The 24,983-nt window shown below is 68.1% G+C and carries 29 protein-coding genes; 22 read left to right on the top strand and 7 right to left on the bottom strand.

Annotated elements, in window-relative coordinates:
- Nucleotides 1-14 precede the first annotated feature (14 nt).
- Nucleotides 15-797, bottom strand: a complete 783-nt coding sequence (locus V8246_RS02105) for an NlpC/P60 family protein (RefSeq protein WP_336187711.1) — start codon at nucleotides 795-797, stop codon at nucleotides 15-17.
- A gap of 119 nt (nucleotides 798-916) precedes the next feature.
- Complete coding sequence (locus V8246_RS02100; protein WP_336187710.1) at nucleotides 917-1,471, bottom strand: C40 family peptidase; 555 nt, start codon at nucleotides 1,469-1,471, stop codon at nucleotides 917-919.
- 83 nt (nucleotides 1,472-1,554) lie between these two features.
- On the opposite strand from V8246_RS02100, the gene V8246_RS02095 reads away from it, so the two are divergent.
- The 6 genes from V8246_RS02095 to V8246_RS02070 all read left to right on the top strand — a co-directional run bounded on the left by V8246_RS02095 (nucleotide 1,555) and on the right by V8246_RS02070 (nucleotide 7,815).
- Complete coding sequence (locus V8246_RS02095) at nucleotides 1,555-2,034, top strand: peptidylprolyl isomerase (RefSeq protein ID WP_336187709.1); 480 nt, start codon at nucleotides 1,555-1,557, stop codon at nucleotides 2,032-2,034.
- Nucleotides 2,035-2,144: 110 nt separating this feature from the next.
- Nucleotides 2,145-3,392: a DUF418 domain-containing protein gene (locus V8246_RS02090; protein WP_336187708.1), complete on the top strand. Its 1,248-nt coding sequence runs from the start codon at nucleotides 2,145-2,147 to the stop codon at nucleotides 3,390-3,392.
- A gap of 19 nt (nucleotides 3,393-3,411) precedes the next feature.
- A complete protein-coding gene (locus V8246_RS02085; RefSeq protein WP_336187707.1) occupies nucleotides 3,412-4,662 on the top strand; it encodes an FAD-dependent oxidoreductase in 1,251 nt (416 codons plus the stop codon).
- Nucleotides 4,659-6,014 carry a glutathione-disulfide reductase gene (gorA, locus tag V8246_RS02080; RefSeq protein WP_336187706.1) on the top strand — a complete coding sequence of 452 codons (1,356 nt, stop codon included), beginning with the start codon at nucleotides 4,659-4,661 and terminating at the stop codon, nucleotides 6,012-6,014. The genes V8246_RS02085 and gorA overlap by 4 nt, the downstream gene beginning before the upstream one ends.
- 30 nt (nucleotides 6,015-6,044) lie before the next feature.
- Complete coding sequence (gene hutG / locus V8246_RS02075; protein WP_336187705.1) at nucleotides 6,045-6,821, top strand: N-formylglutamate deformylase; 777 nt, start codon at nucleotides 6,045-6,047, stop codon at nucleotides 6,819-6,821.
- A 100-nt stretch (nucleotides 6,822-6,921) separates the two neighbouring features.
- Nucleotides 6,922-7,815, top strand: coding sequence for a DMT family transporter (locus V8246_RS02070; protein WP_336188311.1), 894 nt, complete (start codon nucleotides 6,922-6,924; stop codon nucleotides 7,813-7,815).
- A 10-nt stretch (nucleotides 7,816-7,825) separates the two neighbouring features.
- On the opposite strand, the gene V8246_RS02065 is transcribed toward V8246_RS02070, so the two are convergent.
- Together V8246_RS02065 and parE are read right to left on the bottom strand one after the other, a co-directional pair.
- Nucleotides 7,826-8,968, bottom strand: a complete 1,143-nt coding sequence (locus V8246_RS02065; protein WP_336187704.1) for a carboxylate-amine ligase — start codon at nucleotides 8,966-8,968, stop codon at nucleotides 7,826-7,828.
- Nucleotides 8,969-9,081: 113 nt separating this feature from the next.
- The gene (gene parE / locus V8246_RS02060) at nucleotides 9,082-10,971 is read right to left on the bottom strand and encodes a DNA topoisomerase IV subunit B (RefSeq protein ID WP_336187703.1); all 1,890 of its coding nucleotides are present in this window, start codon (nucleotides 10,969-10,971) and stop codon (nucleotides 9,082-9,084) included.
- Between the two features lie 321 nt (nucleotides 10,972-11,292).
- On the opposite strand from parE, the gene V8246_RS02055 reads away from it, so the two are divergent.
- The 10 genes from V8246_RS02055 (at nucleotide 11,293) to V8246_RS02010 (ending at nucleotide 19,075) form a co-directional block, all read left to right on the top strand.
- Nucleotides 11,293-11,547 (top strand): hypothetical protein, encoded by a 255-nt coding sequence (locus tag V8246_RS02055; RefSeq protein WP_336187702.1) that lies wholly within the window; start codon nucleotides 11,293-11,295, stop codon nucleotides 11,545-11,547.
- A gap of 138 nt (nucleotides 11,548-11,685) precedes the next feature.
- Nucleotides 11,686-13,347, top strand: a complete 1,662-nt coding sequence (locus V8246_RS02050) for a CTP synthase (RefSeq protein WP_336187701.1) — start codon at nucleotides 11,686-11,688, stop codon at nucleotides 13,345-13,347.
- A gap of 148 nt (nucleotides 13,348-13,495) precedes the next feature.
- Nucleotides 13,496-14,329 (top strand): 3-deoxy-8-phosphooctulonate synthase, encoded by an 834-nt coding sequence (kdsA, locus tag V8246_RS02045; protein WP_336187700.1) that lies wholly within the window; start codon nucleotides 13,496-13,498, stop codon nucleotides 14,327-14,329.
- Nucleotides 14,330-14,439: 110 nt separating this feature from the next.
- Nucleotides 14,440-14,853 carry a hypothetical protein gene (locus tag V8246_RS02040; protein ID WP_336187699.1) on the top strand — a complete coding sequence of 138 codons (414 nt, stop codon included), beginning with the start codon at nucleotides 14,440-14,442 and terminating at the stop codon, nucleotides 14,851-14,853.
- Nucleotides 14,850-16,133, top strand: coding sequence for a phosphopyruvate hydratase (gene eno / locus V8246_RS02035; protein WP_336187698.1), 1,284 nt, complete (start codon nucleotides 14,850-14,852; stop codon nucleotides 16,131-16,133). Before V8246_RS02040 ends, eno begins: the two co-directional genes overlap by 4 nt.
- A 3-nt stretch (nucleotides 16,134-16,136) precedes the next feature.
- On the top strand, nucleotides 16,137-16,481 hold the full coding sequence (gene ftsB, locus V8246_RS02030; protein ID WP_336187697.1) for a cell division protein FtsB: 345 nt from the start codon (nucleotides 16,137-16,139) through the stop codon (nucleotides 16,479-16,481).
- On the top strand, nucleotides 16,478-17,173 hold the full coding sequence (ispD, locus tag V8246_RS02025) for a 2-C-methyl-D-erythritol 4-phosphate cytidylyltransferase (protein WP_336188310.1): 696 nt from the start codon (nucleotides 16,478-16,480) through the stop codon (nucleotides 17,171-17,173). Before ftsB ends, ispD begins: the two co-directional genes overlap by 4 nt.
- A gap of 17 nt (nucleotides 17,174-17,190) precedes the next feature.
- The gene (ispF, locus tag V8246_RS02020; RefSeq protein WP_336187696.1) at nucleotides 17,191-17,682 is read left to right on the top strand and encodes a 2-C-methyl-D-erythritol 2,4-cyclodiphosphate synthase; all 492 of its coding nucleotides are present in this window, start codon (nucleotides 17,191-17,193) and stop codon (nucleotides 17,680-17,682) included.
- Nucleotides 17,679-18,740 (top strand): tRNA pseudouridine(13) synthase TruD, encoded by a 1,062-nt coding sequence (truD, locus tag V8246_RS02015; RefSeq protein ID WP_336187695.1) that lies wholly within the window; start codon nucleotides 17,679-17,681, stop codon nucleotides 18,738-18,740. The genes ispF and truD overlap by 4 nt, the downstream gene beginning before the upstream one ends.
- Nucleotides 18,741-18,844: 104 nt before the next feature.
- Nucleotides 18,845-19,075, top strand: a complete 231-nt coding sequence (locus tag V8246_RS02010; RefSeq protein ID WP_336187694.1) for a hypothetical protein — start codon at nucleotides 18,845-18,847, stop codon at nucleotides 19,073-19,075.
- A 7-nt stretch (nucleotides 19,076-19,082) separates the two neighbouring features.
- Here the strand turns inward: V8246_RS02010 and V8246_RS02005 are convergent, their stop codons facing one another.
- On the bottom strand, nucleotides 19,083-19,628 hold the full coding sequence (locus V8246_RS02005; protein ID WP_336187693.1) for a Smr/MutS family protein: 546 nt from the start codon (nucleotides 19,626-19,628) through the stop codon (nucleotides 19,083-19,085).
- Nucleotides 19,629-19,717: 89 nt separating this feature from the next.
- Between V8246_RS02005 and surE the strand changes: the two genes are divergently transcribed.
- Genes surE through V8246_RS01980 form a run of 5 tightly spaced genes read left to right on the top strand, consistent with a single transcriptional unit; the run spans nucleotide 19,718 to nucleotide 23,509 of the window.
- Nucleotides 19,718-20,497: a 5'/3'-nucleotidase SurE gene (gene surE, locus V8246_RS02000; protein WP_336187692.1), complete on the top strand. Its 780-nt coding sequence runs from the start codon at nucleotides 19,718-19,720 to the stop codon at nucleotides 20,495-20,497.
- Nucleotides 20,494-21,171, top strand: coding sequence for a protein-L-isoaspartate(D-aspartate) O-methyltransferase (locus tag V8246_RS01995; RefSeq protein WP_313497928.1), 678 nt, complete (start codon nucleotides 20,494-20,496; stop codon nucleotides 21,169-21,171). The genes surE and V8246_RS01995 overlap by 4 nt, the downstream gene beginning before the upstream one ends.
- Nucleotides 21,172-21,175: 4 nt before the next feature.
- Nucleotides 21,176-21,829: an exopolysaccharide biosynthesis protein gene (locus V8246_RS01990; RefSeq protein WP_336187691.1), complete on the top strand. Its 654-nt coding sequence runs from the start codon at nucleotides 21,176-21,178 to the stop codon at nucleotides 21,827-21,829.
- Between the two features lie 31 nt (nucleotides 21,830-21,860).
- Nucleotides 21,861-22,640 carry a peptidoglycan DD-metalloendopeptidase family protein gene (locus V8246_RS01985; RefSeq protein WP_336187690.1) on the top strand — a complete coding sequence of 260 codons (780 nt, stop codon included), beginning with the start codon at nucleotides 21,861-21,863 and terminating at the stop codon, nucleotides 22,638-22,640.
- Between the two features lie 11 nt (nucleotides 22,641-22,651).
- The gene (locus tag V8246_RS01980) at nucleotides 22,652-23,509 is read left to right on the top strand and encodes an endonuclease/exonuclease/phosphatase family protein (protein ID WP_336187689.1); all 858 of its coding nucleotides are present in this window, start codon (nucleotides 22,652-22,654) and stop codon (nucleotides 23,507-23,509) included.
- A gap of 30 nt (nucleotides 23,510-23,539) precedes the next feature.
- On the opposite strand, the gene V8246_RS01975 is transcribed toward V8246_RS01980, so the two are convergent.
- Together V8246_RS01975 and yhbY are read right to left on the bottom strand one after the other, a co-directional pair.
- Entirely contained in the window at nucleotides 23,540-23,917 is a 378-nt protein-coding gene (locus V8246_RS01975) for an Mth938-like domain-containing protein (protein ID WP_336187688.1), read from the bottom strand.
- Between the two features lie 22 nt (nucleotides 23,918-23,939).
- Nucleotides 23,940-24,245, bottom strand: a complete 306-nt coding sequence (gene yhbY, locus V8246_RS01970; RefSeq protein ID WP_313497938.1) for a ribosome assembly RNA-binding protein YhbY — start codon at nucleotides 24,243-24,245, stop codon at nucleotides 23,940-23,942.
- A gap of 102 nt (nucleotides 24,246-24,347) precedes the next feature.
- On the opposite strand from yhbY, the gene rlmE reads away from it, so the two are divergent.
- On the top strand, nucleotides 24,348-24,980 hold the full coding sequence (gene rlmE / locus V8246_RS01965) for a 23S rRNA (uridine(2552)-2'-O)-methyltransferase RlmE (RefSeq protein ID WP_336187687.1): 633 nt from the start codon (nucleotides 24,348-24,350) through the stop codon (nucleotides 24,978-24,980).
- Nucleotides 24,981-24,983: the final 3 nt, after the last annotated feature.

Genomic DNA, 24,983 nt, shown 5'->3' with positions numbered 1-24,983 from the left:
AAACCTTCCGGCGCTTACATCGCGACGCGACGACCGCTCAGGTAGCGGTTGGCCCAGTAGCCGGTCAGCAGGCTGTCCACGCGCACGTCCTTGCCACGGCTGGGCGAGTGCAGGAAACGTCCTTCGCCCACGTAGATGCCGACGTGGTTCACGCGGCCCTTCAGTCCGAAGAACACCAGGTCGCCCTGGCGCAGTTCTTCACGTGCCGCGACCAGTTCTGCGTCCGCCTTGCTGGCCATGTCGCGGGACACGCGCGGCAGTTCGATGCCCAACGCGGTGCGGAACACGTAACCGACCAGCCCGCTGCAGTCGAAACCGCTGTCGGGCGAGGTGCCGCCCCAACGGTAGGGCGTGCCCATCAGGGCCAGCGCACGCTGCAGCACGGCCTGGACCTTGCCGCCCTGCTGTTCCTGGGCGACCACGCCTTCCTTGCTCAGGTCGTAGGCGGCCAGCAGCTTGCTGATGTCGCCGGCCACCATCGCCGAGCGGTCGACCAGCGGCAGCGTATCGCTGGCTGCCAGACGCGGAAGCAGGGCGGAGAGAGTGGCGGTGGCGGCCTCGGCGGCCTTTTCCTTGACGCTGGTGGTCACCGGCTTGGAGGACGCCGGGGCGGGGGAGGCGACGACATCGGCCGAGGCCTGCGTTGACGCGGCGTCGACGCCCGCCGGGGCAGTCTGTGCCTGCGCGATGGCGGCCATGGCCGTCAGGCCAAGCCCCAGAAGGAGTCGGGAAACCCCACGCGAAGGACGGTGGGTGGCGGCAGGCTGGCCTGTGGGCAGGTCGTCGTCGGTCGTCACGCGGGCGATGGGTTTAACAAGTCAGCGGCGATAATGCCGCCTGATCGACGCGATTTGGTTCATAAATCGTTATTTATTCGTTAATTGTGAACGGCCGGCGTCACAGAGTTGACCGATTCCTAACGAAGCACGCGTTTTGCGCCGGTGTAGTGGTCCCGCCAGTAGGGGCCGTCCAGATGGTCCAGCCGCACCGTGCCTCCGGTGCTGGGCGCGTGCACGAACCGGCCCTCGCCTACGTAGATGCCCACGTGGGTCACGCTGCCGCGGCTGCCGAAGAACACCAGGTCGGCCGGGGCCAGGCGACGGGGTTCGATCTTCGGCCCCTGCACCTGTGCCAGTTCCCGCGAGGTGCGCGGCAGGCGCAGGTCCAGCATGTCCCGGTACACGTAGGTCACCAAGCCGCTGCAGTCGAAGCCGGACTCGGGGGTATTGCCCCCATACCGGTAAGGCGTGCCCACCAGGCCGATCGCCCGCATCAGCACCGAGGTGGCGGCGGCGGGGTCGTCGGCCTGCACGACCGGCCAGTCGCGCTGGGTCGGCGGTGCGGTCCTGTGCGCCTGCGGCTTCGAACCGCCGCATCCGGCCACTGCCAGCAGGGCGCCGCAGAGCAGGGCGGCGGCCCACCGTTGAAGTGGCGCGGGCGCGGGCAAGCCGGGATAATGTCGGACCTTCATCGCGGCGCATCTTCGCCGCATTCCCTTGCGGCCGACAAGCCGCCCCCGTCCTGCCCGCTGGCAGGCCCCGCCCAGAGTCCCGCATGAAAATCGCAAAAGACAGCGTCGTCCGTTTCCACTACACCGTGTCCGAAGTCGGCCAGGAGCCGATCGAGAGTTCGAAGGACCGTGAGCCGCTGGCCATCATGATCGGCCACGGCAACATCATCCCGGGCCTGGAGAACGCCATGCAGGACCGTGAAGCCGGCGACAGCTTCGGCGTGGACGTGGCGGCGGCCGATGCCTATGGCGAGCGCCGCGACGGCCTGACCCAACGCGTGCCCAAGAAGCACTTCGGCAACCAGCGCCTGATTCCCGGCCAGCAGGTGGTGCTGCAGACCAACTTCGGTCCGCGCGCCGTCACCATCCAGAAGGTCGGCATGAGCGTGGTGGACGTGGATCTCAACCACCCGATGGCGGGCAAGGACCTGCACTTCGACGTGGAGATCGTCGATGTGCGCGAGGCGAGCCCCGAAGAGATCGAGCATGGCCATGTGCATGGCGACGGTGGCCATCACCACTGAGTCCCGCCACCGCCGTACCTGGATCGGCCCGCGAAAGCGGGCCGTTTCTTTTGGCTTGCGGGAAGCGGCGGCCGGCGTGGTCTAATTCGGGCATCGAACAGGGGAAGGGAATGTCGGCAACGATCACGGGGAACCTGTCACCCATCGCGGTGACCGAGCGCATCGAAGCGATGGACGTGCTGCGCGGTTTCGCGCTGCTGGGCATCCTGTTGATGAACCTGGAGGGCTTCGTCGGGCCGGTGATGGCGGCGGCGAGCGGCGTGGATCCGGCGCTGACCGGCGCCGACCGCATCGTCGACCTGCTGGTCTATGTGCTGGTGCAGGGCAAGTTCTACACGCTGTTCTCGCTGCTGTTCGGCATGGGATTTGCCGTGATGTCGCAGCGCGCGGAGCAGGCGGGCCGGCCGTTCGCGGGCACCTATTGGCGGCGCGGGCTGGTGCTGCTGGCCATCGGCGTGCTGCATGCGGTGTTCATCTGGGCGGGCGACATCCTGATGATGTATGCGCTGTGCTCGTTCCTGCTGCTTGCGTTCCGGCCGCTGCCCTACCGCTGGTACGCCTGGCTGGGACTGGCCGCGTACATCGCGCCGATCGCCTTCATGTACCTGATGGGCGCCATGGGGTCCCTGCTCGCCGGCACCGAGGCCTGGGACAAGGTGATGGCGCAGATCGGCGCACAGATGCAGGCGCTGATCGAAAGCGAGCGCGCGGCCTATGGCGGCGGCAGTTATGCGGACGCGACGTGGCAGCGCCTCAAGAGCGCCGGCATGGCGCTGAGCAACATCACCATGTTCGGGTTCATCGCCTTCGGGTTGTTCCTGCTGGGGGCCTGGTTCGTGCGCAGCGGCGCCATCGCGCGGCCACGGGAGTTCGGTCGCCTCTATGGGCTGCTGCGCTGGGGCGCCTTGCCGCTCGGCCTGTTGGCGATGCTGGGGTCGCTGGCGCTGTCGCCGACGATGGACTTCGCCACCTTCAGCCTGCGGCTGTCCACGGCCTTTGCGTTGCAGATGACGGCCAATCTGCTGATGTGCCTGGGCTACCTGGCGTGGATCCTGAAGGCCCTGCAGGTGCCGGTGTTCGAACGGGCGCTGTCGGTGCTGGCGCCCGCCGGCCGCATGGCCCTGACCAATTACCTGATGCAGTCGCTGGTGTGCACGTGGATCTTCTACGGCTATGGCCTGGGGTATTTCGAGCAACTGCCGCGCGCATGTCATCCGCTGTTCGCGCTGGTGCTGTTCGGAGGGCAGGTCCTGCTGAGCCATGCCTGGCTGTCGCGCTTCCGGTTCGGCCCGGTGGAATGGCTGTGGCGGTCGCTGACCTACGCATCGCCGCAACCGATGCGGCTGCAGGCGCGGTGATTCGGAATACACTGTCGGGGTGAATCCCCCCCACGACGACGTCCTCATCATCGGTGGCGGCGCCATCGGTCTGGCGACCGCGCTGGCCCTGCTCGACGCCGGCCGCGGCGTCCGCATCCTGGAGGCCGGTGCCGTTGGCGGCGGCGCCTCGCACGGCAACTGCGGCACCATCACCCCCAGCCATGCACCGCCACTGGCCGCCCCCGGCGTAGTGGCGCAGGCGCTGCGCTGGATGTTCACGCCGGACGCGCCGCTCTACCTCAAGCCCCGTGTCGATCCGGCGCTGTGGCACTGGCTGCTGCGCTTCGCCGCACGCTGCAATCCGCGCGATTGGCGGCAGAGCACGCAGGCGCGCGCGGCGCTGCTCAACGATGCGCGTACACGGTTGGCCGACTGGGTCGGTCGCTACGGCCTGCAGTGCGAATTCGAGGAAGAGGGCCTGGACTACGTCTTCCGTGATCCACGCAGGTTCCAGCAGTACGTGGACGAGAGCGTCGTGCTGAAGGCGTTCGGCATCGCCACGCAGGTCTTCGGCGGCGCCGACTACGAACGGGAAGAGCCGGCCATGCTGCCCGGTGTGGCCGGCGCCATCCGGTTCCCTGGCGATGCACGCCTGCGCCCGGACCGCTATGTGGCCGAACTCGCGCGCGTGGTGCGCGAGCGCGGTGGCGTGATCGAGGAACATTGCCGGGTCGATCGACTGGAGCCCACGCCCGATGGCGTTCGTCTGGCGACATCGCAGGGCGAGCGCAGAGGGGGCGACGCGGTGATCGCGCTGGGCGCGTGGACGCCCGCGTTCGCGCGGCGGCTCGGCATCCGCGCTCCGATCCAGCCCGGCAAGGGCTACTCGATCACCTATTCGCGTCCTGCGCGCGTGCCGCGCCATCCGATGGTGCTGAAGGACCGCTCGGTCTGCGTCACGGTCTGGGGCAGCGGCTTCCGCCTGGGCAGCACGATGGAGTTCTCCGGGCATGACGATACGCTCAATGCGACACGCCTGGCGGCGCTGGAGCGGGGCGCGCGCGAGTTCCTGCGCGAGCCCGTCGGCGCCGAGGTGCACGAGCGCTGGTGCGGGTGGCGACCGATGACCTGGGACGACCTGCCCTTGCTTGGGCGCGCGCCGGGGCATCGCAAGGTCTGGATCGCCGCGGGCCACGGCATGCTGGGTATCAGCATGAGCACCGCCACCGGGCAACTGATGGCCGACCTGATGACGGGCCGCCGGCCGGCCTTCGATCCTTCGCCCTACCGACCGGAGCGCTTCGCATGACGCCGCAGGACTTCGACCTGATCGTGATCGGAGGCGGCTCCGGCGGACTGGCCGGCGCTTTCCGTGCGGCCTCGCATGGTGCGCGTGTGGCCTTGCTGGAGCCGAAGGAACTGGGCGGCACCTGCGTCAATGTCGGCTGCGTGCCGAAGAAGGCGATGTGGCTGGCGGCGGAGCTCTCGCAGAAGATCGCCATGGCCTCGTCGCTTGGTTTCGCTACGCCACCGCCGGTGCTCGACTGGAAGGAGTTCATCGTCCATCGCCAGCGCTATATCGCCGGCATCCACGCCAGCTACCGAAAACGGCTGGACGAAAGCGGGGTGGTGCTGATGCCCTGCCACGGACGGTTGCTGGATGCGCACACAGTGGTGAACGCCGATGGCGTGCCGCTGCGTGGGGAACACCTGCTGATCGCCACGGGCGGTCGACCTTCGCGGCCGGACATCCCGGGCGCGGCGCTGGGGCAGGTGTCGGACGATTTCTTCAACCTGTGCGCGGCGCCGGAGCGCGTGGCCATCGTTGGTGGCGGGTACGTGGCGGTGGAACTGGCCGGCGTGCTGCGGGCGCTGGGCAGCCAGGTGGAACTGTTCGTGCGCGGGCCGCGGTTGCTGGACGGTTTCGATGCGCAGATCACCGTTGAACTGGCCGACGACATGCGGCAACACGGCGTGCACCTGCATTTCGGCCATGCGGTGGCCGCGCTGGAGGAGGCGCCCCACGACGGCGTGATCGTGCTGGCGGAAGACGGGACGCGCAGCGAGCGCTTCGACCGTCTGATCTTCGCGACCGGCCGCACGCCGAATACCGGCGGCATGGGTCTGGAAGACGCGGGCGTGGTCACCGATGCGCGCGGCTTCGTGCAGGTGGATGCGTGGCAGGACACGAACGTACCCGGGATCCACGCGGTGGGCGACGTCACCGGTCAGGCCGCGCTGACGCCGGTGGCGATCGCCGCGGCACGGCGCATGATGGACAGGCTGTTCGGTGGGCAGGCCGAAGCCCGCCTGGACTACCGCGATATCGCCACGGTCGTGTTTTCGCATCCGCCGGTGGGGAAGGTGGGCCTGACCGAGGACGAGGCGCGCGCTACTCACGGCGACCTCGTGAAGACCTACACCACGCGGTTCCGCCCCATGCTGCACGCACTGGCCGACTCGCCGCAGCGCAGCCTGTTCAAGCTGGTGTGCGTGGGCGAGGAGCAGCGGGTGGTGGGCCTGCACCTGCTGGGTGAAGGTGCCGACGAAATGCTGCAGGGGTTCGCGGTAGCGGTGAAGAAGGGCATCACGCTGGCGGACCTGCACGACACCGTGGCCATCCATCCCACCAGCGCCGAGGAAGTGGTGCTGATGCGCTGAATCCGCGGGGTGCGACGATACAATGCCGCCATGGACACCTACACGCTGCACCAGGGCACCGCGCCGCTGTTCATCAGCCTGCCGCACAACGGCACGCAGGTGCCCGACGACATCGCCGCACGCCTGACGCCCGAGGCACGCCGCGTGCCGGACACCGACTGGCATGTCGCCGAGTTGTACGATTTCGCGCGCGCGCTGGGGGCTTCGATCATCGTGCCGGTGTACTCGCGCTATGTGATCGACCTGAACCGGCCCGAGGACGATGTCTCGCTGTATCCCGGGCAGAACACCACCGGCCTCTGTCCCATCGTGCGTTTCAGCGGCGATCCGGTGTACCTGCCGGGCCAGGACCCTACGCCGGATGAGATCGCCACCCGCGTCGACGCCTACTGGCGGCCCTATCACCAGGCGTTGCAGCAGGAACTGGTCCGCATCCGCGAGACACATGGCCGTGCGGTGCTGTGGGAAGGCCACTCGATCCGCAGCGAAGTGCCGTTCCTGTTCGAAGGGCGGCTGCCGGACTTCAACCTGGGTACCGCGGCCGGCGCCAGTTGCTCGCCTGCGTTGCAGCAGGCGCTGGAAGCGGTTCTCGCATCGCAGGCGGACTACAGTTTCGTGGTCAACGGCCGGTTCCGGGGCGGCTACATCACCCGGCACTACGCCGATCCGGCCCACCAGGTGCAGGCCGTGCAGCTTGAGCTGGCGCAGCTCAACTACATGGATGAGGACAGCTTCGACTATCTGCCAGAACGCGCCGCGCCCACGCAGGCACTGATCCGGCGTCTGCTGGAATGCACGCTGGCATGACCGCGCGCCGATGAGCCGGCCGGGCGCGGAGGATGAACTGGCCCAGCCGCTGGATGTGGCACCGGCCGAAGCAGTCGACGCGCCGTCCACCCATTCCGCAATGCGCGCGGTCAGCCGCTCCGGCCTGGGTCTCGCCGCGCTGGGCGCCATCGCATTTTCGGGCAAGGCGATCATCGTCAAGCTCGGCTATCGCTACGGCACCGATGCGGTCACGCTGCTGGCGCTGCGGATGCTGGTGGCGTTCCCGTTCTTCCTGGCGATGGGCGCATGGGCCGCACACCGTGGCGCGCCCCTGGCGGCGGCGGACCGCTGGCGCATCCTGTCGCTTGGCTTCCTCGGTTACTACCTCGCCAGCTTCCTGGACTTCGCGGGGCTGGCCTACATCACGGCCACGCTGGAACGGCTGATCCTGTATCTCACGCCGACCCTGGTGGCGCTGATCGGCTGGCTGGCGTTCGGTCGCCGTATCACCCGTCGGCAGGCGCTCGCGCTGCTGGTCAGTTATGCGGGCGTGGCCCTGGCGTTCGGTCACGACCTGCAGGTGGGCGGTGCCGACATCATGCTCGGGGGTGGATTGGTGTTCGGCAGCGCGCTGGCGTATGCGATGTACCTGGTGGGCAGCGGCGAGCTGGTCGCGCGCGTGGGCGCGGTGCGCCTGACCGCCTACGCGAGCAGCGTGGCCTGCGTGCTGTGCCTGCTGCAGTTCGTGCTGCTGCGGCCGCTGGATGCGCTGGCGCTGCCGTGGCAGGTGTATGCGCTGTCGCTGGTAAACGGAACGCTGTGCACCGTGCTGCCGGTGCTGGCGGTGATGATGGCGGTGGCGCGGATCGGCTCTACGCTGGCCGCGCAGGTCGGCATGATCGGTCCCGTTTCGACCATCGTGCTGAGCCTGCTGCTGTTGGGCGAGCCGATGGGGCCGTGGCAGGTGGCCGGCACGGTGCTGGTGATGGCCGGGGTGTTCATGGTGTCGCAGCAGAAGACCGCCGCCCGATGATCCCGCGCATCTAAACGGGGGCGCTCGCATCGGCGAGCCAATGCACCACGTGCGACAGCGCGGCAGCATGGCTGTCGCCGGCATCCCGCCGCTCCCGGTAACGCTGCAGTTGCGCGTGAGCGCTGGTGCCTTCTTCCAGGATCCGCCAGACGCGCTCGACCTGCCGTTCGCAACCGAGTGCGCGGATGTCGTCGTCCAGCGCCTCCAGCGTGTTCTCCAGCATCTCGCGCACCGCCACCAGGCGGCGGCTGCCCAGATCGATCAGCCCGGCATCGAATCCGTGGCGCTGCGCGCGCCACAGGTTTTCCGCCACGATCGCCTGGTCGCCCGCCTGCAGGTCGGCGTAGAGCGATGGCCTGCGTTCGAGGTGCCGCACCAGACAGCGGTAGAGCTGGGCGATGGCCAGCGCGTCGCACAGGTCGGTGCAGGCATCGGTGACGCGCAGTTCCAGCGTGGGAAAGGCCCGCGATGGCCGCAGCGCCCACCACAGGAAGCTCGCGTCCTGGATCGCGCGGCCATCGGTCATGCGCTGCACGTAGTGGTCGTATTCGGTCTGGTCGCGGAACAGCGGCGGCAGTCCGGTGCGCGGGATCTCCTGGTATGCGGTCTGGCGATAACCCATCAGGCCGGTGGCATGCCCCATCCAGAACGGGGACGAGGTGCTCAGCGCCAGCAACAGCGGCAGGAACGGTTGCATGCGCGCCATCAGTTCCACGCGCCGGCCGGGATCGGCCGGCTGCACGTGCACGTGCAGGCCGCACAGCAGGTTGCGTTGCCCCAGCATCTGCAGCTCGCCCATCACCTGGTCGTAATGGGGCTTGTCGGTACTGAGCTGGCCGCGCCACTGGGCCGAGGGGTGGGTGCCGGCCGCCACGATGCCGAGTCCGTGCCGTTCCGCGACCCTGGCGACCGAGCGGCGCAGCGTGCGCAGGTCCTCTTCGGCCGCGTCAGGGTCATCGTGTACCAGGGTCTGGACTTCGACCTGGGTCTGCAGCATCTCGCTGCCGAAGCGTTCGCCCAGCGCTTCCCGGCATTCGGTGAAGAAGCGCCGCGGCATGTGACGCAGCCGGCGGCCATTGCGGCGTACCAGGAAGTACTCTTCCTCGAGGCCGAACGTGTAGGGGTGTGTGGCGGGCCCGGATGTGGATGTCATCTCCGGGTTATCGCATCGGCCGGGTGAACGCGATGTTCAACCGCTACGCGCCATGGCACCGGTCGCGGAAGAACCAAGCCATCGCAACGGCCCCGCGCAGTGGATGGCCGCGATCAGACCTCCAGCGAGGCCAGGTCGCCCTTGGTCTCCAGCCATGTCTTGCGATCGCCCGCGCGCTTCTTCGCCAGCAACATGTCCATCAGCCCGCGCGTCTGCAGGTCGTCGTCGACCGTCAGCTGCACCAGGCGGCGCGTGTCGGGATGGATGGTGGACTCGCGCAGCTGGGAGGGATTCATTTCGCCAAGACCCTTGAAGCGGGTGACGTTGACGGCGCCGCGGATCTTCTCGCGTTCGATCTTCTCCAGCAGCAGGCGCTTCTCCTCTTCGTCCAGCGCGTAGAACACCTGCTTGCCCACGTCCACGCGGAACAGCGGCGGCATCGCCACGAACACGTGGCCGGCGGCGACCAGCGCGGGGAAATGCCGCAGGAACAGCGCGCTCAGCAGCGTGGCGATGTGCAGCCCGTCGGAGTCCGCGTCGGCCAGGATCACCACCTTGCCGTAGCGCAGGCCGCTGATGTCGTCCTTGCCCGGGTCGCAGCCGATCGCCACGGCCAGGTCGTGCACTTCCTGCGAGGCGAGCACGCTGCCCGACGCGACTTCCCAGGTGTTCAGGATCTTGCCGCGCAGCGGCAGGATGGCCTGGAAATCCTTGTCGCGCGCCTGCTTGGCCGAGCCGCCGGCCGAGTCGCCTTCCACCAGGAACAGTTCGGTGCGCGACAGGTCCTGGCTGATGCAGTCGGCCAGCTTGCCGGGCAGGGCAGGGCCCTGGGTGACCTTCTTGCGGACGACCTGCTTCTCGGTCTTCAGTCGGGCGCTGGCGCGCTCGATGGCGATCTGCGCGATCTTCTCGCCCAGGTCCACGTGCTGGTTCAGCCACAGGCTGAAGGCATCGTGCGCCGCGCCTTCGATGAAGCCGGCGGCCTGGCGCGAGGACAGGCGTTCCTTGGTCTGGCCGCTGAACTGCGGGTCGGTCATTTTCAACGACAGCACGAAGGTCACGCGGTCCCATACGTCTTCCGGCGCCAGCTTCACGCCGCGCGGCAGCAGGTTGCGGAAGTCGCAGAACTCGCGCAGCGCATCGGTCAGGCCGCTGCGCAGGCCATTGACGTGGGTGCCGTGCTGCGCGGTCGGGATCAGGTTGACGTAGCTTTCCTGGACCAGTTCGCCTTCGGGCACCCAGGCCACGGCCCAGTCGACGACTTCGCTGTCCTTCTTCAGCTGGCCGACGAACAGATCCGGCGGCAGCAGTTCGCGCCCCGCCATCTCGCCCTTGAGGTAGTCGCGCAGGCCATCTTCGTAATGCCAGCGGTCACGCTCGCCGGTGGCTTCGTCGAACAGGGTGACGTTCAGGCCCGGGCACAGCACGGCTTTCGCGCGCAGCAGGTGGCGCAGGGCGCGCACGTTGAACTTCGGCGTGTCGAAGTACTTGGGGTCGGCCCAGAACCGCACGCGCGTGCCGGTGTTCTTCTTGCCGACGCTGCCCACCACTTCCAACGGCGTGGCGCGGTCGCCATTGCGGAAGGTGATGCGGTGTTCGCTGCCGTCGCGCTTGATGTGCACTTCCACCAGGGTGGACAGCGCGTTCACCACGCTCACGCCCACGCCGTGCAGGCCGCCGGAAAAGGTGTAGTTCTTGTTGCTGAACTTGCCGCCCGCGTGCAGCCGCGTGAGGATCAGTTCCACGCCGGGAATCTTCTCCTCCGGATGGATGTCCACCGGCATGCCGCGGCCGTCGTCGCTGACTTCGCAACTGCCGTCCTTGTAGAGGGTGACCTCGATGCTGCCGGCATGGCCGGCCAGCGCCTCGTCCACCGCGTTGTCGATGACTTCCTGCGCCAGGTGGTTGGGGCGCGAGGTGTCGGTGTACATGCCGGGCCGGCGCTTGACCGGGTCAAGGCCGGAAAGGACTTCGATGTCGGCGGCGTTGTAACGACTGCTCATGGGGTCTGCGGCGTCTCAGCGGGGCGGTGCGGCGCCCGGCAGGGCGTCGCTGGTGGGTGGATTGTAGTGATAGTCGCCTAGGAAACTCTCGCCGGTCCCCGCGTCGCGCCGTGGCGGCGGCACGCGGTCCGGGCGCGCACGGGGCGCGGGAAATACATTCGACATCCTCTGCAGGGGGCGTGAGGGTGCGGCAGTGTGCCGCCTGCCCCGGATTTTCGCCATGTTCAGTCGCACCGGCTGAAACTGCGCACGTGGACAGGGACGCCCTTGGGATCGCCGTCCGGCGCCCCCAGATTTCCGCCATCCACGAGGAGCCTTGCTATGAAGTCCCGCCACCTGTTGCTGCTGTCCGCCGCTGCTGCCGGCGCGCTGTTCGCGGTCCAGGCGTTCGCCCAGTCGAAGACCGCGACCGACGCCGACAAGCCCAAGCAGGACCAGTCCCAGACCAGTGATCCTTCCGATCCGGAAGCCAAGGCGCGCCGCCGTGCGGCCAACGAGGCCGCCGCCAAGCAGCGCAAGGCCGCCGAGAGCCAGCAGAAGAAGGCTGGCGAGGAAGAAGAAGAGCGCAAGCCCTGATCCAGGCCTTCACGGAAACCCTTGCAGCGCAAGGGTTTCGAGGTGCCTCGATGCGTCAGGACGCCCCGCTTCGGCGGGGCGTCGCGCTTCCGGGCGACACGCGTTGCCTGTAGACTATGGCTTTCCGGAGCCCCGCCCATGACTCCCCTGATTTTCGTTACCGGCGGCGTTGTGTCCTCGCTAGGCAAGGGCATCGCCGCCGCTTCGCTTGCGTCCATCCTCGAAGCGCGTGGCCTGAAGGTCACGATGATGAAGCTGGACCCCTACATCAACGTCGACCCGGGCACCATGAGCCCGTTCCAGCACGGCGAGGTGTACGTCACCGACGACGGCGCCGAGACCGACCTGGACCTGGGCCACTACGAGCGCTTCGTGCGCACGCGCCTGAGCCGCAAGAACTCCATCACCACCGGCCGGATCTACGAGAACGTGATCCGCAAGGAGCGCCGCGGCGACTACCTGGGCGCCACGGTGCAGGTGATCCCGCACATCACCGACGAGATCCGCCGCTGCATCGACGAGGCCACCGAAGGCTTCGACGTGGCGCTGGTGGAGATCGGCGGCACGGTGGGCGACATCGAGTCGCTGCCGTTCCTGGAAGCGATCCGCCAGATCCGCACTGAGCGCGGCCCCGAGAAGGCGCTCTTCATGCACCTGACGCTGGTGCCGTACGTCGCCGCTGCCGGCGAGTTGAAGACCAAGCCGACCCAGCATTCGGTGAAGGAACTGCGCTCCATCGGCATCCAGCCCGACGTGCTGCTGTGCCGGTCCGAGCAGCCGATCCCCGATTCCGAGCGTCGCAAGATCTCGCTGTTCACCAACGTGCCCGAGCGCGCCGTCATCAGCGTGCCGGACGTGGACGTGCTGTACCGCATCCCGATGGGCCTGCACGGCCAGGGCCTGGACGAGATCGTCCTGCGCCAGTTCCGCATCGACAACGCCAAGGCCGCGGACCTGTCCGAGTGGGAGGCAGCGGTAGACGCCACGCTCAATCCGCTGGACGAAGTGACTATCGCCGTCGTCGGCAAGTACGTCGATCACCAGGATGCGTACAAATCCGTAGGCGAGGCGCTCAAGCACGGCGGGCTCCGCCAGCGCACACGCGTGAACCTGAAGTGGATCGAGGCGCAGGACCTGGAAGGTACCGACATGGCCCTGTTGCAGGGCGTGGACGGCATCCTGGTGCCGGGCGGCTTCGGCGACCGCGGCTTCGAAGGCAAGGTGCTGACCTCGCGCTTCGCGCGCGAGCACAAGGTGCCGTACTTCGGCATCTGCTACGGCATGCAGGCGGCCGTGGTCGACTATGCGCGCCACGTGGCGGGCCTGTCCGACGCCAACAGCACCGAGAACGACAAGCAGTCGCCGCACCCGGTCATCGGCCTGATCACCGAGTGGCGCACCGCCGCCGGCGAGATCGAGAAGCGCGACGAACGTTCCGACCTGGGCGGCACCATGCGCCTGGGCCTGCAGGAACAGCGCCTGAAGCCCGGCACGCTGGCGCGCGAGCTGTATGGCAAGGACGTGGTGGCCGAGCGCCATCGCCATCGTTACGAGTTCAACAACCGCTACCGCACGCAGCTGGAAGACGCCGGCCTGGTCATCGCCGCCAAGTCGATGGACGACCTGCTGGTGGAGATGGTGGAACTGCCGCGCACCGTGCATCCGTGGTTCCTGGCCTGCCAGGCGCATCCGGAATTCCTGTCCACGCCGCGCGACGGTCATCCGCTGTTCGTGGGCTTCATCCGCGCCGCGCGCGAGAAGAAGGCGGGCGGGAAGCTGTTGAAGGAAGCGCGGGCTTGAAGGCTGTTTCCTTCTCCCTCCGGGAGAAGGTGCCCCGAAGGGGCGGATGAGGGTCGGCGGAATCCAGATGTTCCAGCCTCCGTATTCCGCCTTACCCTCACCCCAACCCCTCTCCCGGGGGAGAGGGGCTCAAACGAGAGGTGTGTGAATGAAGCTTTGTGGATTTGACGTCGGCCTGGACCAGCCTCTGTTCCTGATCGCCGGTCCGTGCGTAATCGAGTCGATGCAGCTGCAGATCGATGTCGCCGGCCGCCTGAAGGAAATCACCGGCAAGCTGGGGATGAATTTCATCTTCAAGTCGAGCTTCGACAAGGCCAACCGCACCTCCGGCACCAGTTTCCGCGGCCCGGGCATGGAAGAAGGCCTGAAGGTGCTGGACGCGGTGAAGAAGCAGGTCGGCGTGCCGGTGCTCACCGACGTGCACGAGTACACGCCGATGGACGAGGTCGCCGCCGTCGTGGACGTGCTGCAGACGCCGGCCTTCCTGGTCCGCCAGACCGACTTCATCAAGAAGGTCTGCTCGGCGGGCAAGCCGGTCAACATCAAGAAGGGCCAGTTCCTGTCGCCGTGGGACATGAAGCCCGTGGTCGACAAGGCCAAGTCCACCGGCAACCAGGACATCATGGTCTGCGAGCGCGGCGCGTCGTTCGGCTACAACAACCTGGTCAGCGACATGCGCTCGTTGAGCGTGATGCGCGACACCGGCTGCCCGGTGGTTTTCGATGCGACGCATTCGGTGCAGTTGCCGGGCGGGCAGGGCAGCAGCTCCGGCGGCCAGCGCGAGTTCGTGCCGGTGCTGGCGCGTGCAGCGGTCGCCGTCGGCGTGGCGGGCCTGTTCGCCGAAACCCATCCGGACCCGGCCAAGGCCCTGTCCGATGGCCCGAACGCCTGGCCGCTGGAGAAGATGGAAGCGCTGCTGGAAACGCTGTTGGCGCTGGATGCGGTCACCAAGAAGAACGGATTCCTTGAGAGCACGGTCTGATGAGACCGGCCGGCGGTCCATCCAGAACGGCACGGGCGGTATCCGTCTGTCTGCTGCTGGCCTGGGCATGGTGCCCGCTGCGCGCGGAGGCCTGCAGGACGTTTCCGCCCATGCGTGCGCCGCCGATCGCCGAACTGGTGCGGACGTCGGGCGTGGTCGCCATCGTTCATGTCGATCGCATCCATCCACTGACGGCCGAGGAAGCCGCCTTCAACGAGCGCATCTTCAGTGATCCGCCGTTGAACGTGCCGATCCGCCTGCCGACCCAGTCCGCCGACGTCACCGTGGTGCGCAGCCTGAAGGGAACGGTCCCGAAAGGTGCGCCCATAGGCAGTGGCACCACCAGCTGCGATGTCATGCTGATGGAAGGGCGCGATTACCTTATCTTTGCCCAGACGACGGCCGAGCCCGGCGACAAGATCGCCCCTCTTTACGGCACGTTTATGATCGACTCCAGTCCGCAAAGCGTTGCGGCGCTGGCCGAAGTGGAACACTCCCTCTCCTCACATCCAACCCCGCCATGACCAACATCGCCAAGATCCACGCCCGCGAAATCCTCGATTCCCGCGGCAATCCCACCCTCGAAGCCGAGGTCACGCTGGACGACGGCTCCTTCGGTCGCGCCATGGTGCCGTCCGGTGCCTCGACCGGCACCAAGGAGGCCGTGGAACTGCGCGACGGCGACAAGACCCGTTATCTGGGCAAGGGCGTGCGCAAGGCGGTGGAGAACGTCAACGGCCCCATCGCGAACGCGCTGCACGGGTTCGACGCCACCGACCAGGAAGGCCTGGACCGTCGCCTGATCGACTTGGACGGCACCGAGAACAAGGGCCGCCTGGGCGCCAACGCGCTGCTGGGCGTGTCGCTGGCCAATGCGCATGCGGTGGCTGCCTCGAAGAAGCAGCCGCTGTGGCAGTACCTGGCCACCGGCGATGTCGCGCTGCCCGTGCCGATGATGAACATCATCAACGGCGGTGCGCACGCGGACAACAACGTGGACTTCCAGGAGTTCATGGTGCTGCCGGTCGGCTTCGACTCGTTCGCCGAGTCGCTGCGCGCCGGCACCGAGATCTTCCACTCGCTGAAATCGGTGCTGAAGGGCCACGGCCTGAGCACGGCGGTCGGCGACGAGGGCGGTTTCGCACCGGACTTCCGCAGCAACGTGGAAGCGCTGGACACCATCCTGGAAGCCATCGGCAAGGCCGGTTACACCGCGGGCGAGGACGTGCTGCTGGGCCTGGACGTGGCGTCCAGCGAATTCTTCGACAACGGCAAGTACCACCTGGTGGGCGAGAACAAGCGCCTGACCAGCGAGCAGTTCGTCGATTTCCTCGCCGACTGGGCCGCGCAGTACCCCATCATCACCATCGAGGACGGCCTGGCCGAGGACGACTGGGCGGGCTGGAAGCTGCTGACCGACCGGATCGGCAAGAAGGTGCAGCTGGTCGGCGACGACCTGTTCGTCACCAACCCGAAGATCTTCAAGGAAGGCATCGAATCCGGTACCGCCAATGCGATCCTGATCAAGGTCAACCAGATCGGTACGCTGAGCGAAACGCTGGAAGCCATCGCGATGGCGCACCACGCGGGCTACGCGGCGATCGTTTCGCACCGTTCCGGCGAAACCGAGGACACCACCATCGCCGATATCGCGGTGGCCACCACGGCGACCCAGATCAAGACCGGTTCGCTGTGCCGCAGCGACCGCGTGGCCAAGTACAACCAGCTGCTGCGCATCGAAGAAGCGCTGGGCGGCAAGGCGCGCTATGCCGGCCGCAATGCCTTCGTGTCGCTGAAGAAGTAATCCATGCGCAAGGCGCCCTGGCTCCTGCTGGTGCTCGTACTGCTGCTGGGATGGCTGCAGTACAAGTTCTGGTTCGGCGTCGGCAGTTCGGGCCAGGTCGTCGCGCTGGAACAGCAGGTCGCGGCGCAGAAGCGCGAGAACGCGGGCCTGCAGGAGCGCAACGACGCCCTCGCCGCCGAAGTCGAGGACCTCAAGTCCGGCGAATCGGCGGTGGAGGAGCGCGCGCGCAGCGAGCTGGGCATGATCAAGCCGGGCGAGACGTTCTACCGCGTGGTGGAGCCGGTGCCCGCCGCGCCTGTGTCGGATGATCCGGCGTCCGCCGACGCGCACGAAGAGGCGGCGCCCTGATGGCCGGTGTCTGGGCCGTGGTCCCTGCCGCCGGCCGTGGTACCCGTTTCGGAGGCGAACTGCCCAAGCAGTACCTGACCGTGCACGGTCGCCCGCTGCTTGCCTGGACGCTGCAGGCCCTGTTCGCCCATGACGCCGTCGAAGGCGTGGTGGTGCCGTTGTCGGAGAACGATCCGGACTGGCCGGGCTGGACGGATTACGAGGGCCGGCCGCTGATCGCCTGTACCGGCGGCGCGACGCGGGCGGCATCCGTGCTGGCCGGCCTGCAGGCATTGCCGGCCAGCGTGCGCGCGGACGATTTCGTGCTGGTGCACGATGCGGCCCGCCCGAACCTGGGGCGGGAAGACCTTGTCCAACTGCTGGAGCGCGGCCGGAACGATCCCGTTGGTGCGATCCTTGCCGCCCCCGTGCGCGATACCCTCAAGCGCGCGGGCGACGATGGCGGCATCGACGGCACCGAGCCGCGCGAGCGGCTGTGGCGCGCCTTCACCCCGCAGCTGTTCCGCCGCCTGCAACTGACGCGTGCCCTGGAAGCGGCGACGGCCGACGGCATCGAAGTGACCGACGAGGCCATGGCGATGGAGCGGCAGGGCCTGCGGCCGTTGCTGGTCGAGGGCGCGGAAAGCAACTTCAAGATCACCACGCGCGCGGACCTCGACCGGTTCGAGTTCGAGCTTTCGCGCCGCACCTGAGCCCGCACGGTATCGCCATGCCCGACACCTTGAACATCCGCATCGGCCAGGGCTTCGACGTCCACGCCTTCGGCGACGGCGACCACGTCATGCTGGGCGGTGTGCGCGTGCCGCACGCGCGCGGCGTATTGGCGCACAGCGACGGCGATGTCGTGTTGCACGCGCTATGCGACGCCATGCTGGGCGCGCTGGCACTGGGCGACATCGGCAAGCACTTTCCGCCTTCCGACGATCGCTGGAAGGGCGCCGACAGCCGTGCGTTCGTACGGCATTGCGACGCGCTGCTGCGCGAACGCGGCTGGCGCGTCGGCAATGCGGACGTCACCGTCATCTGCGAGCGTCCGAAGGTCGGACCCCACGCCGATGCCATGCGCGCCTGTGTGGCCGAAGACCTTGGCATCGAGGTGGGCGCCGTCAGCATCAAGGCGACGACGTCGGAGACGCTCGGCTTCACCGGCCGCGGCGAGGGCATCGCGGCGCAGGCCGTGGTGCTGCTGGTGAAGGCATGAGCGAGCCGCTGCCGCGCGCGTTCGGCGCGCCGGTGCTCACGGCGCGGTTCCGTTGCACGCCCGAAGACTTCTTCGTCGAGGAACTGGCGGGCTTCGACCCGTCGGGCGAAGGCGAGCATCTGCTGCTGACGGTTGAGAAGCGCGGCATGAACACGGCCTTCGCCGCCAAGCGCATCGCTGCCTGGGCGGGCATCGCCGAGATGGGCGTGGGCTATGCGGGCCTGAAGGATCGCCATGCCGTCACCCGCCAGCGTTTCAGCGTGCACCTGCCGCGCAAGGTGGCGCCGGATCTGGCGGGCCTGGTGTCGGACGACCTCCAGGTCATCGAGGCCTCATGGCATTCGCGCAAGCTGCCGCGTGGGGCGCTGGCCGGTAATCGCTTCGAACTGGTCCTGCGGGATGTCGCGGGCGATCGAACCGCCATCGAGGCGCGGCTCGGCGAGATGGCTGCGCACGGCCTGCCCAACTGGTTCGGCGAGCAGCGCTTCGGCCGCGATGGCGGCAATGTGGCGGCGGCGCTCGCGATGTTCGCCGGGCGCCGGGTGCGACGTGACCAGCGTTCGCTGCTGCTCTCGGCCGCGCGCTCGGCGCTTTTCAACCGCGTGCTGGCCGCCCGCCTGGCCGATGGCAGCTGGAATCGCGGCCTGGAAGGCGAGGTCTGGATGCTGGCGGGCAGTCGCAGCGTTTTCGGCCCCGAACCCTGGAGCGGGACGCTGGCGCAGCGCCTGCGGGATTTCGACATCCATCCGACGGGTCCCCTGTGGGGGAAGGGCGTCTCCCGCGCGGAAGCGGCCGCCCGCGACTGCGAAGAGGGCGCGTTGCAGAGCGATGATGCCCAGGCGCTGAAGGCCGGCCTGGAACAGGAAGGCCTGCGCCAGGAGCGTCGTGCCTTGCGGCTTCGACCCGAGGGGCTGGCGTGGGAGTGGCCGGATTCATCGGTGCTGCGGTTGAGCTTCGCGCTGCCGCCCGGCAGTTATGCGACGGCGGTGCTGCACGAGCTTGGCGAGGTCAGGGAGGCGTCGCAGGTGATTTCCGACCGCTTGTCGGAAGATCGCTGAGGGGACTGGAAGCCTGCTGCAGCAGGCGTATAAGCCGAAGGTGAGCCGGAGGCGCACTCCGGTGTATCGGATGTCATGTCCACTCCGACCGACGGGAGGTCACCATGAAACGTCTGAACCTCGTGTGCGGAACTCTGCTTCTTGCCGCATTGTCGGCAGGCTGCACCAGCACGCAGAGTGCGATGCGCGATGCGCCGCTCATGCAGCGCGAAACCCAGATCGACCAGGTCTACGTGGCCTATGTAGACAGCGTGGCCAAGCAACGCGGCACGCGCGTGGTCTGGGTCAACCCGCCGAAGCGGACCGTCATCAAGCCCATCGCCTCGACGAACTGAAAACCGCCTAACGGCGACGCGCCAACAGTACCAGCACCGCACCGGTGCCGCCCTGAGCCGGCGGCGCCGAATGGAACGCCAGCACGTCCGCGCGCTGGCGCAGCAGGCGGTCGACCAGGTTCTTGATCACCGGCGCACCCGCGTCCGCGCGCTGGCCCTTGCCGTGGATGATGCGGACGCAGCCGTATTCGTGCAGAACGGCTTCGGCCAGGAAACCCCGCAGCAGGCCCTCGGCCTGCGCGGCGGTGGCGCCGTGCAGGTCGAGTTCGTCCTGCACGGCGAACTGGCCCCGCTTCAAGCGCTGGAATGCGCGTGCAGGCAATGTGTCGCGGCGATGGCTGAGCGTGTCGCCAGCCGCCAGCGGCTCAAGCGCATCCAGTCCCCGCTGGAACTCGCTGCGCGCATCCCACTCGTCGCGCTCGGCCATGCGCGCGCGGGGCCGGGGCGGCGCCTTGCGCGGCGGCGGCGGCGCGTCTTCCATGCGGCGCACTTCGCCGATGGCGTCGCGGAACAGCGCAGCGTCGTCGTCGTCGGGCGGATCGGGTCGGGCCATGCCACCAGCGTAGCCGCATCGTCCTGCGACGCAAGCGCGGGAAGCATCGGCGCGGTTCCGGTATCATGGGCCCGTCCCCGAGGAAACCCATGCGCGTACTGGTCAGCAACGACGACGGCGTCGACGCCCCCGGCATCCGAATCCTGGCAGAAGGCCTGCGCAGTGCGGGCCATGAAGTATATGTGGTCGCCCCCGACCGCGACCGCTCGGGCGCCAGCAACTCGCTGACGCTGGATCTGCCCATCCGGCTCAAGCGCATCGATCACTACACCTGCAGCGTCGCCGGCACGCCCACCGACTGCGTGCACCTGGCGCTGACCGGGATGCTGGAGTTCGAGCCGGACATCGTGGTTTCGGGTATCAACAACACCGCCAACATGGGCGACGACGTCATCTATTCGGGCACCGTGTCGGCGGCGATGGAAGGGCGTTTCCTGGGCCTGCCGGCCGTGGCGATGTCGCTGGCCACCAAGAACCACGATGCGAAGCATTACGAAACCGCGGCGCGCGCGGCCGTGGAGATCGTGGCGCGGCTGAAGGCCGATCCGCTGCCGGCCGATACCATCCTCAACGTCAATGTTCCCGACATGGCCTGGGGCGACGTGCGCGGCTTCGAGGTCACCCGCCTGGGCAACCGTCACCGTTCCGAGCCCTGCGTACCGCAGCCGGACCCGCGTGGCCATACGGTGTACTGGATCGGTCCGGCCGGACGCGAACAGGACGCGGGCCCGGGCACCGACTTCCATGCCGTGCGCATGGGGTACATCTCGATCACACCGATCCACGTGGACCTGACCCGTTACCAGGCGCTGGAAAAGGTCGCAGGTTGGGTCGGCGGGCTCACCGCCGCGCTGGAGGCGTCGGCGTGACGCCGCGGTTGCGCCTGCAGCCCGAAGCGGTGGGCATGGGCATGACCTCGCAGCGTGTGCGTGATCGCCTGGTCGAGCGCCTGCGCGAGGCCGGCATCGTCGACGAGCGCGTGCTCAACGCCATCCGCACGCTGCCGCGCCATCTGTTCGTGGACGAGGCGCTGGCCACGCGCGCCTACGAGGACACGGCGCTGCCGATCGGCCACAGCCAGACCATTTCCCAGCCCTGGGTGGTCGCGCGGATGACCGAAGTGCTGCTGGAAAATGCGCCCAAGAAGGTGCTGGAAATCGGTACCGGGTCCGGCTATCAGGCCGCGGTGCTCGCCATCCTCGGCCTGGAGGTCTACACGGTGGAGCGGATCGGCGACCTGTTGCGCCAGGCCCGCAAACGCCTGCGCCAGCTGGGCCTGAACGTGCGGAGCAAGCACGACGATGGCCGCATCGGCTGGGCCGAGCACGGTCCCTACGACGGCATCATCGTGACCGCCGCGGCGCCTGCGCTGGTGCCGGTGCTGGTCGAGCAGCTGGCGGTGGGCGGGCAGCTGGTGGCGCCGGTCGGCGGCAGCGGTTCTCAATCGCTGGTGCGGCTGGTGAAGCGCGAAGACGGCAGCGTGGAAGAAACCACGCTGGCACCGGTGGTGTTCGTGCCGCTGCTGTCGGGCACGCTGGACTGAGCGCATGACCGACGCCCCTCAAACCGAAGCCGTGGATCCGGCCGCCTCGCTGGGCCAGCAACTGGCCGACATCATCGAGCGCCTGCCTCCCGACGCCTTGAGCCTGGGCGAACTGCTGGATGTCTTCAGTGATGAGGGCCTGCTGCTGCTCACCGTCCTGCTGACCCTGGTGTTCCTGATCCCGGTGTCGATTCCGGGTGTGAGCACGGTGTTCGGTGCGGCCATCCTGCTGGTCGGCGTCAGCCGTCTGATCAACCGGCCCTTGTGGCTGCCGCAGCGGGTCAAGCACAAGGCGTTGCCGGCCGCGCGCCTGCGTCCGGGCCTGACCGCCGGACTGGTCTGGGTGCGGCGCATGGAGAAGATCAGCCGCCCGCACCGGCTGCGGTTCTTCGTCGACGGGCCGGGGCAGGGCGTGATCAACAACCTCGCCTTCATCCTGGCCGCCCTGCTGCTGATGGCGCCCTTCGGATTCGTGCCATTCAGCAATACCCTGCCAGCCTTGGCGCTGTTGTTGTACGCCATCGGCTTCATCCAGCGCGATGGTGGCGCGATCCTGCTGGGCCATCTGGCCAACATCGGCACGATCGTCTATTTCAGCGTGCTGATCGGGGGCGGTGGCGTGGCCGTACGCGAACTGTTCCAGCGGCTGACCGGCTGAGAACATGCCCTGTGAGGAAACAAAGCGACGCATGACCACGACGATCCGTTCCGCCCGCCGCATCACCTCTGTCGTCCTGATCGGACTGGGTGTCGCGCTGCTGGGCGCCTGCTCGACCACCGTGGTGCGCGAGCCTTCCGCATCGTCCGCCACCCGCAAGCCCTCACAGGGAAAACCCGGCGCGACCGTGCGCGTGCAGCGCGGCGACACGCTGTACGGCATCGCGTTCCGCAATGGCGTGGACGTCAACGACCTGGCCCGCTGGAACGGGCTGGGCGCGCCTTACACGATCTATCCGGGGCAGACGCTCAAGCTGTATCCGGGCAGCAACAGGCCGACGACGACGCCCCCACGCTCCACCGCTGGCACCACGACACGGCCCACGCCGCCGCCGGCGCCGGTGACCCGGCCTGCACCGGCGCCCGCGCCGGCGAGCAGCGGGTTTGCCTGGCGATGGCCCGCGGACGGCCATCTGATCGGGCGGTTCGTCGGCGGCGATGCGACCAAGCAGGGTATCGACATCGCCGGCAGCAGCGGCCAGGCGGTGCGTGCGGCGGCTGATGGCGTGGTGGTCTATTCCGGCGCCGGCCTGGTCGGCTACGGCGAACTGATCATCATCAAGCACAGCGAGCAGTGGCTGTCCGCCTACGGCCATAACCGCAAGCGCTTGGTCAACGAAGGCCAGAACGTGAAGGCCGGCCAGCAGATCGCCGAAATGGGCAGCACCGGCGCCGCGCGCGAGATGCTGCACTTCGAAATCCGCCACAACGGCAAGCCGGTGGATCCGTTGCAATATCTGCCGGCGCGATGAAGCGGGTCAGGATGGCACGTGCAGGTTTCGTCGCCGTGCTGTGGAGCGTGCTGCTCTGCCTGGCCGGAGGCTGTGCGTCGAAGGTCGTGACGCCGGCAGACAGCCCGGCCACCGTGGATGCGGTGACGCTCAACCTCTGGCACGACAAGCAGGACTGGCCGCGCAGGCAGGATGCGATCATCGCGGACCTGCGCGCGCGGGGACCCGATGTGATCCTGCTGCAGGAAGTCCTGCAGGATGCGGCACTGCCCAACCAGGCGCAGGTCCTGGCTTCACGGTTGGGCTACCAGTACCGCTTCTTTTCCGCCGATGCGCCCACCCAGGCCCGCCGCTACGGCAATGCGATCCTGGTGCGGGGCACGATCGAAGCCTCCCGCGAGGTGAAGCTGTCGCCACTGGACGACTACCGCAACGCCGGGTGGGTGCGCACGACGGTCGATGGCCGCCCGTTGAACGTCTACGTGACGCACTTGCACCACACGCCGGAGGGCGGCGCGATCAGGGCCGACCAGATCGCCGGGGTGCTGACGCTGATAGGCGAGACGGCGGGCGACGCTCCCTCGATCATCGGCGGCGACTTCAATGCGCGCTCCGATATGCCCGAACTTGCGCTGCTGCGCGCGCGCTTCGCCGAGGCCTATTCGGACGCACACCCGGGCGTGGACACGAACGCAGCGGTGCATACCACGCTCAATCCTCACCTGGGTCATGCGCCGATCCGCATCGATCACGTGTTCGCCCAGCGAGATGCGTTCCGCGTGGTCGAAGCCGATATCATCCTTGACCAGCCCGATGCCACCGGCGCCTGGCCGTCGGACCATTACGGCGTCTGGGTACGGCTGATGCACAACGAGGCTGCGCGCCGGTAGCCGTGCGCGGCGCGCCCCCCGTGTCGGGGATCAGCCCGGCGCCAGCAGGAAACCCGCGACCACGCGCCTCGACTCGCCGGCCAGCACGTTGAAGGTACGGGCGGCCGCGGCGTTGGTCATGACCTCCAGACCCACGCCCTGGCGCAGGCAGGCCGCCATGACGGCGGCGGGGGGGAACACCTGGCGTTCGCCGGTGCCTAGCAGGATCACTTCCGGCTGCAGTGCCAGCAGTGGCGCCAGGTCGTCCGGCACCAGCGCTGCGCTGTCGTGCACCTGCCAGTTTTCGACGAGTTGCTGCGGGGAGAGGACGAAGCTGGTCGCCAGCACACGGTCGTTCACGCGCGCGGTGCGGCCGTCGGCGGAGCGCAGGGTGAAGGCGTAGTCGGGCAGTTCGTGGCTCAGCTGCATGACGGAAGCCAGGAGAGTCGGATCAGCCGCGCGGCAGCACGATCTGCCGGCGTTCCTTGCTGGGGCGGTACAGCACGGCGGTGTGGCCGATGCGCTGCACCAGGGCGGCGTCGGCCTGCTCGGCCAGTTCCCCGATCATCGCGTCGCGTGCCTCGCGGTCTTCGCCCGCCACCTTCACTTTGACCAGTTCGTGCTGTTCCAGCACGGCGTCCAGCTCGGCGAGGAAGGCCGGAGTGACGCCTTTGTTGCCGATCTGCAGCAGGGCTTTCAGGTCATGGGCCTGGCCGCGCAGGAAACGGGTCTGGGCGGCGGTCAGGGCAACAGGCATGCGGCACGGTACGGGTGGGAAAGGGCGATCAGGGTATCATGGCGGCCCCCACGAACGGCTCCGGCGGCTCCCGTCGCAGCGTGCCCGGAGACATCGCCGCCCATGGCCACCCGCAGCAAGAGCAGCCAGCGCTGGCTGAAGGAACACTTCTCCGATCCCTACGTGAAGAAGGCCCAGGCCGAGGGCCTGCGCTCGCGCGCGGCCTATAAGCTGGAAGAGCTGCTGGAACGCGACCGCCTGCTCAAACCGGGCATGGTGGTGGTGGACCTGGGTGCGGCCCCGGGCGGCTGGTCGCAGTTCGTCCGCCAGGCGATGGGCGACAGCGGTCGCGTGGTGGCGATGGACATCCTGGACATGCCGCCGTTGGCGGGCGTGGAGTTCCTTCACGGTGATTTCAGGGACGACAGCGTCCTATCGCAGCTTGAAGCCCTGCTGGACGGCGCGCCCGTGGACCTTGTGCTGTCCGACATGGCCCCCAATAAGAGTGGTGTGGACGCGGTCGACCAGCCGCGGGCGATGTACCTGGCGGAACTGGCCATGGACTTCGCCGACCGGCACCTGAAGCCGGGCGGCGCCTTCCTGATCAAGCTGTTCCAGGGCACCGGGTTCGACGACTACATCCGCGAGCTCCGCCGCCGCTACGACAAGGTGGCGATCCGCAAGCCGGATGCCTCCCGCAAGCGCTCCCCCGAGGTATACGCCCTGGGGCAGGGCAAGCGGATCCAGATCAAGTAAGGT

Origin of the sequence: Pseudoxanthomonas sp. F11 (genome assembly GCF_037046485.1) — a bacterium.
Taxonomy (GTDB): domain Bacteria; phylum Pseudomonadota; class Gammaproteobacteria; order Xanthomonadales; family Xanthomonadaceae; genus Pseudoxanthomonas_A.
Note: the sequence above shows the minus strand (reverse complement) of the source record. Positions and strands in the feature narration are given on the sequence as shown.

Coding starts and splice junctions, on each gene's coding strand:
- V8246_RS02100 (WP_336187710.1), bottom strand. CDS start 1,471: ATGAAGGTCCGACATTATCCCGGCTTGCCCGCGCCCGCGCCACTTCAA.
- V8246_RS02095 (WP_336187709.1), top strand. CDS start 1,555: ATGAAAATCGCAAAAGACAGCGTCGTCCGTTTCCACTACACCGTGTCC.
- V8246_RS02090 (WP_336187708.1), top strand. CDS start 2,145: ATGTCGGCAACGATCACGGGGAACCTGTCACCCATCGCGGTGACCGAG.
- gorA (WP_336187706.1), top strand. CDS start 4,659: ATGACGCCGCAGGACTTCGACCTGATCGTGATCGGAGGCGGCTCCGGC.
- hutG (WP_336187705.1), top strand. CDS start 6,045: ATGGACACCTACACGCTGCACCAGGGCACCGCGCCGCTGTTCATCAGC.
- V8246_RS02070 (WP_336188311.1), top strand. CDS start 6,922: ATGCGCGCGGTCAGCCGCTCCGGCCTGGGTCTCGCCGCGCTGGGCGCC.
- V8246_RS02065 (WP_336187704.1), bottom strand. CDS start 8,968: ATGACATCCACATCCGGGCCCGCCACACACCCCTACACGTTCGGCCTC.
- parE (WP_336187703.1), bottom strand. CDS start 10,971: ATGAGCAGTCGTTACAACGCCGCCGACATCGAAGTCCTTTCCGGCCTT.
- V8246_RS02055 (WP_336187702.1), top strand. CDS start 11,293: ATGAAGTCCCGCCACCTGTTGCTGCTGTCCGCCGCTGCTGCCGGCGCG.
- V8246_RS02050 (WP_336187701.1), top strand. CDS start 11,686: ATGACTCCCCTGATTTTCGTTACCGGCGGCGTTGTGTCCTCGCTAGGC.
- kdsA (WP_336187700.1), top strand. CDS start 13,496: ATGAAGCTTTGTGGATTTGACGTCGGCCTGGACCAGCCTCTGTTCCTG.
- V8246_RS02040 (WP_336187699.1), top strand. CDS start 14,440: ATGCGTGCGCCGCCGATCGCCGAACTGGTGCGGACGTCGGGCGTGGTC.
- eno (WP_336187698.1), top strand. CDS start 14,850: ATGACCAACATCGCCAAGATCCACGCCCGCGAAATCCTCGATTCCCGC.
- ftsB (WP_336187697.1), top strand. CDS start 16,137: ATGCGCAAGGCGCCCTGGCTCCTGCTGGTGCTCGTACTGCTGCTGGGA.
- ispF (WP_336187696.1), top strand. CDS start 17,191: ATGCCCGACACCTTGAACATCCGCATCGGCCAGGGCTTCGACGTCCAC.
- truD (WP_336187695.1), top strand. CDS start 17,679: ATGAGCGAGCCGCTGCCGCGCGCGTTCGGCGCGCCGGTGCTCACGGCG.
- V8246_RS02010 (WP_336187694.1), top strand. CDS start 18,845: ATGAAACGTCTGAACCTCGTGTGCGGAACTCTGCTTCTTGCCGCATTG.
- V8246_RS02005 (WP_336187693.1), bottom strand. CDS start 19,628: ATGGCCCGACCCGATCCGCCCGACGACGACGACGCTGCGCTGTTCCGC.
- surE (WP_336187692.1), top strand. CDS start 19,718: ATGCGCGTACTGGTCAGCAACGACGACGGCGTCGACGCCCCCGGCATC.
- V8246_RS01990 (WP_336187691.1), top strand. CDS start 21,176: ATGACCGACGCCCCTCAAACCGAAGCCGTGGATCCGGCCGCCTCGCTG.
- V8246_RS01985 (WP_336187690.1), top strand. CDS start 21,861: ATGACCACGACGATCCGTTCCGCCCGCCGCATCACCTCTGTCGTCCTG.
- V8246_RS01980 (WP_336187689.1), top strand. CDS start 22,652: ATGGCACGTGCAGGTTTCGTCGCCGTGCTGTGGAGCGTGCTGCTCTGC.
- V8246_RS01975 (WP_336187688.1), bottom strand. CDS start 23,917: ATGCAGCTGAGCCACGAACTGCCCGACTACGCCTTCACCCTGCGCTCC.
- yhbY (WP_313497938.1), bottom strand. CDS start 24,245: ATGCCTGTTGCCCTGACCGCCGCCCAGACCCGTTTCCTGCGCGGCCAG.
- rlmE (WP_336187687.1), top strand. CDS start 24,348: ATGGCCACCCGCAGCAAGAGCAGCCAGCGCTGGCTGAAGGAACACTTC.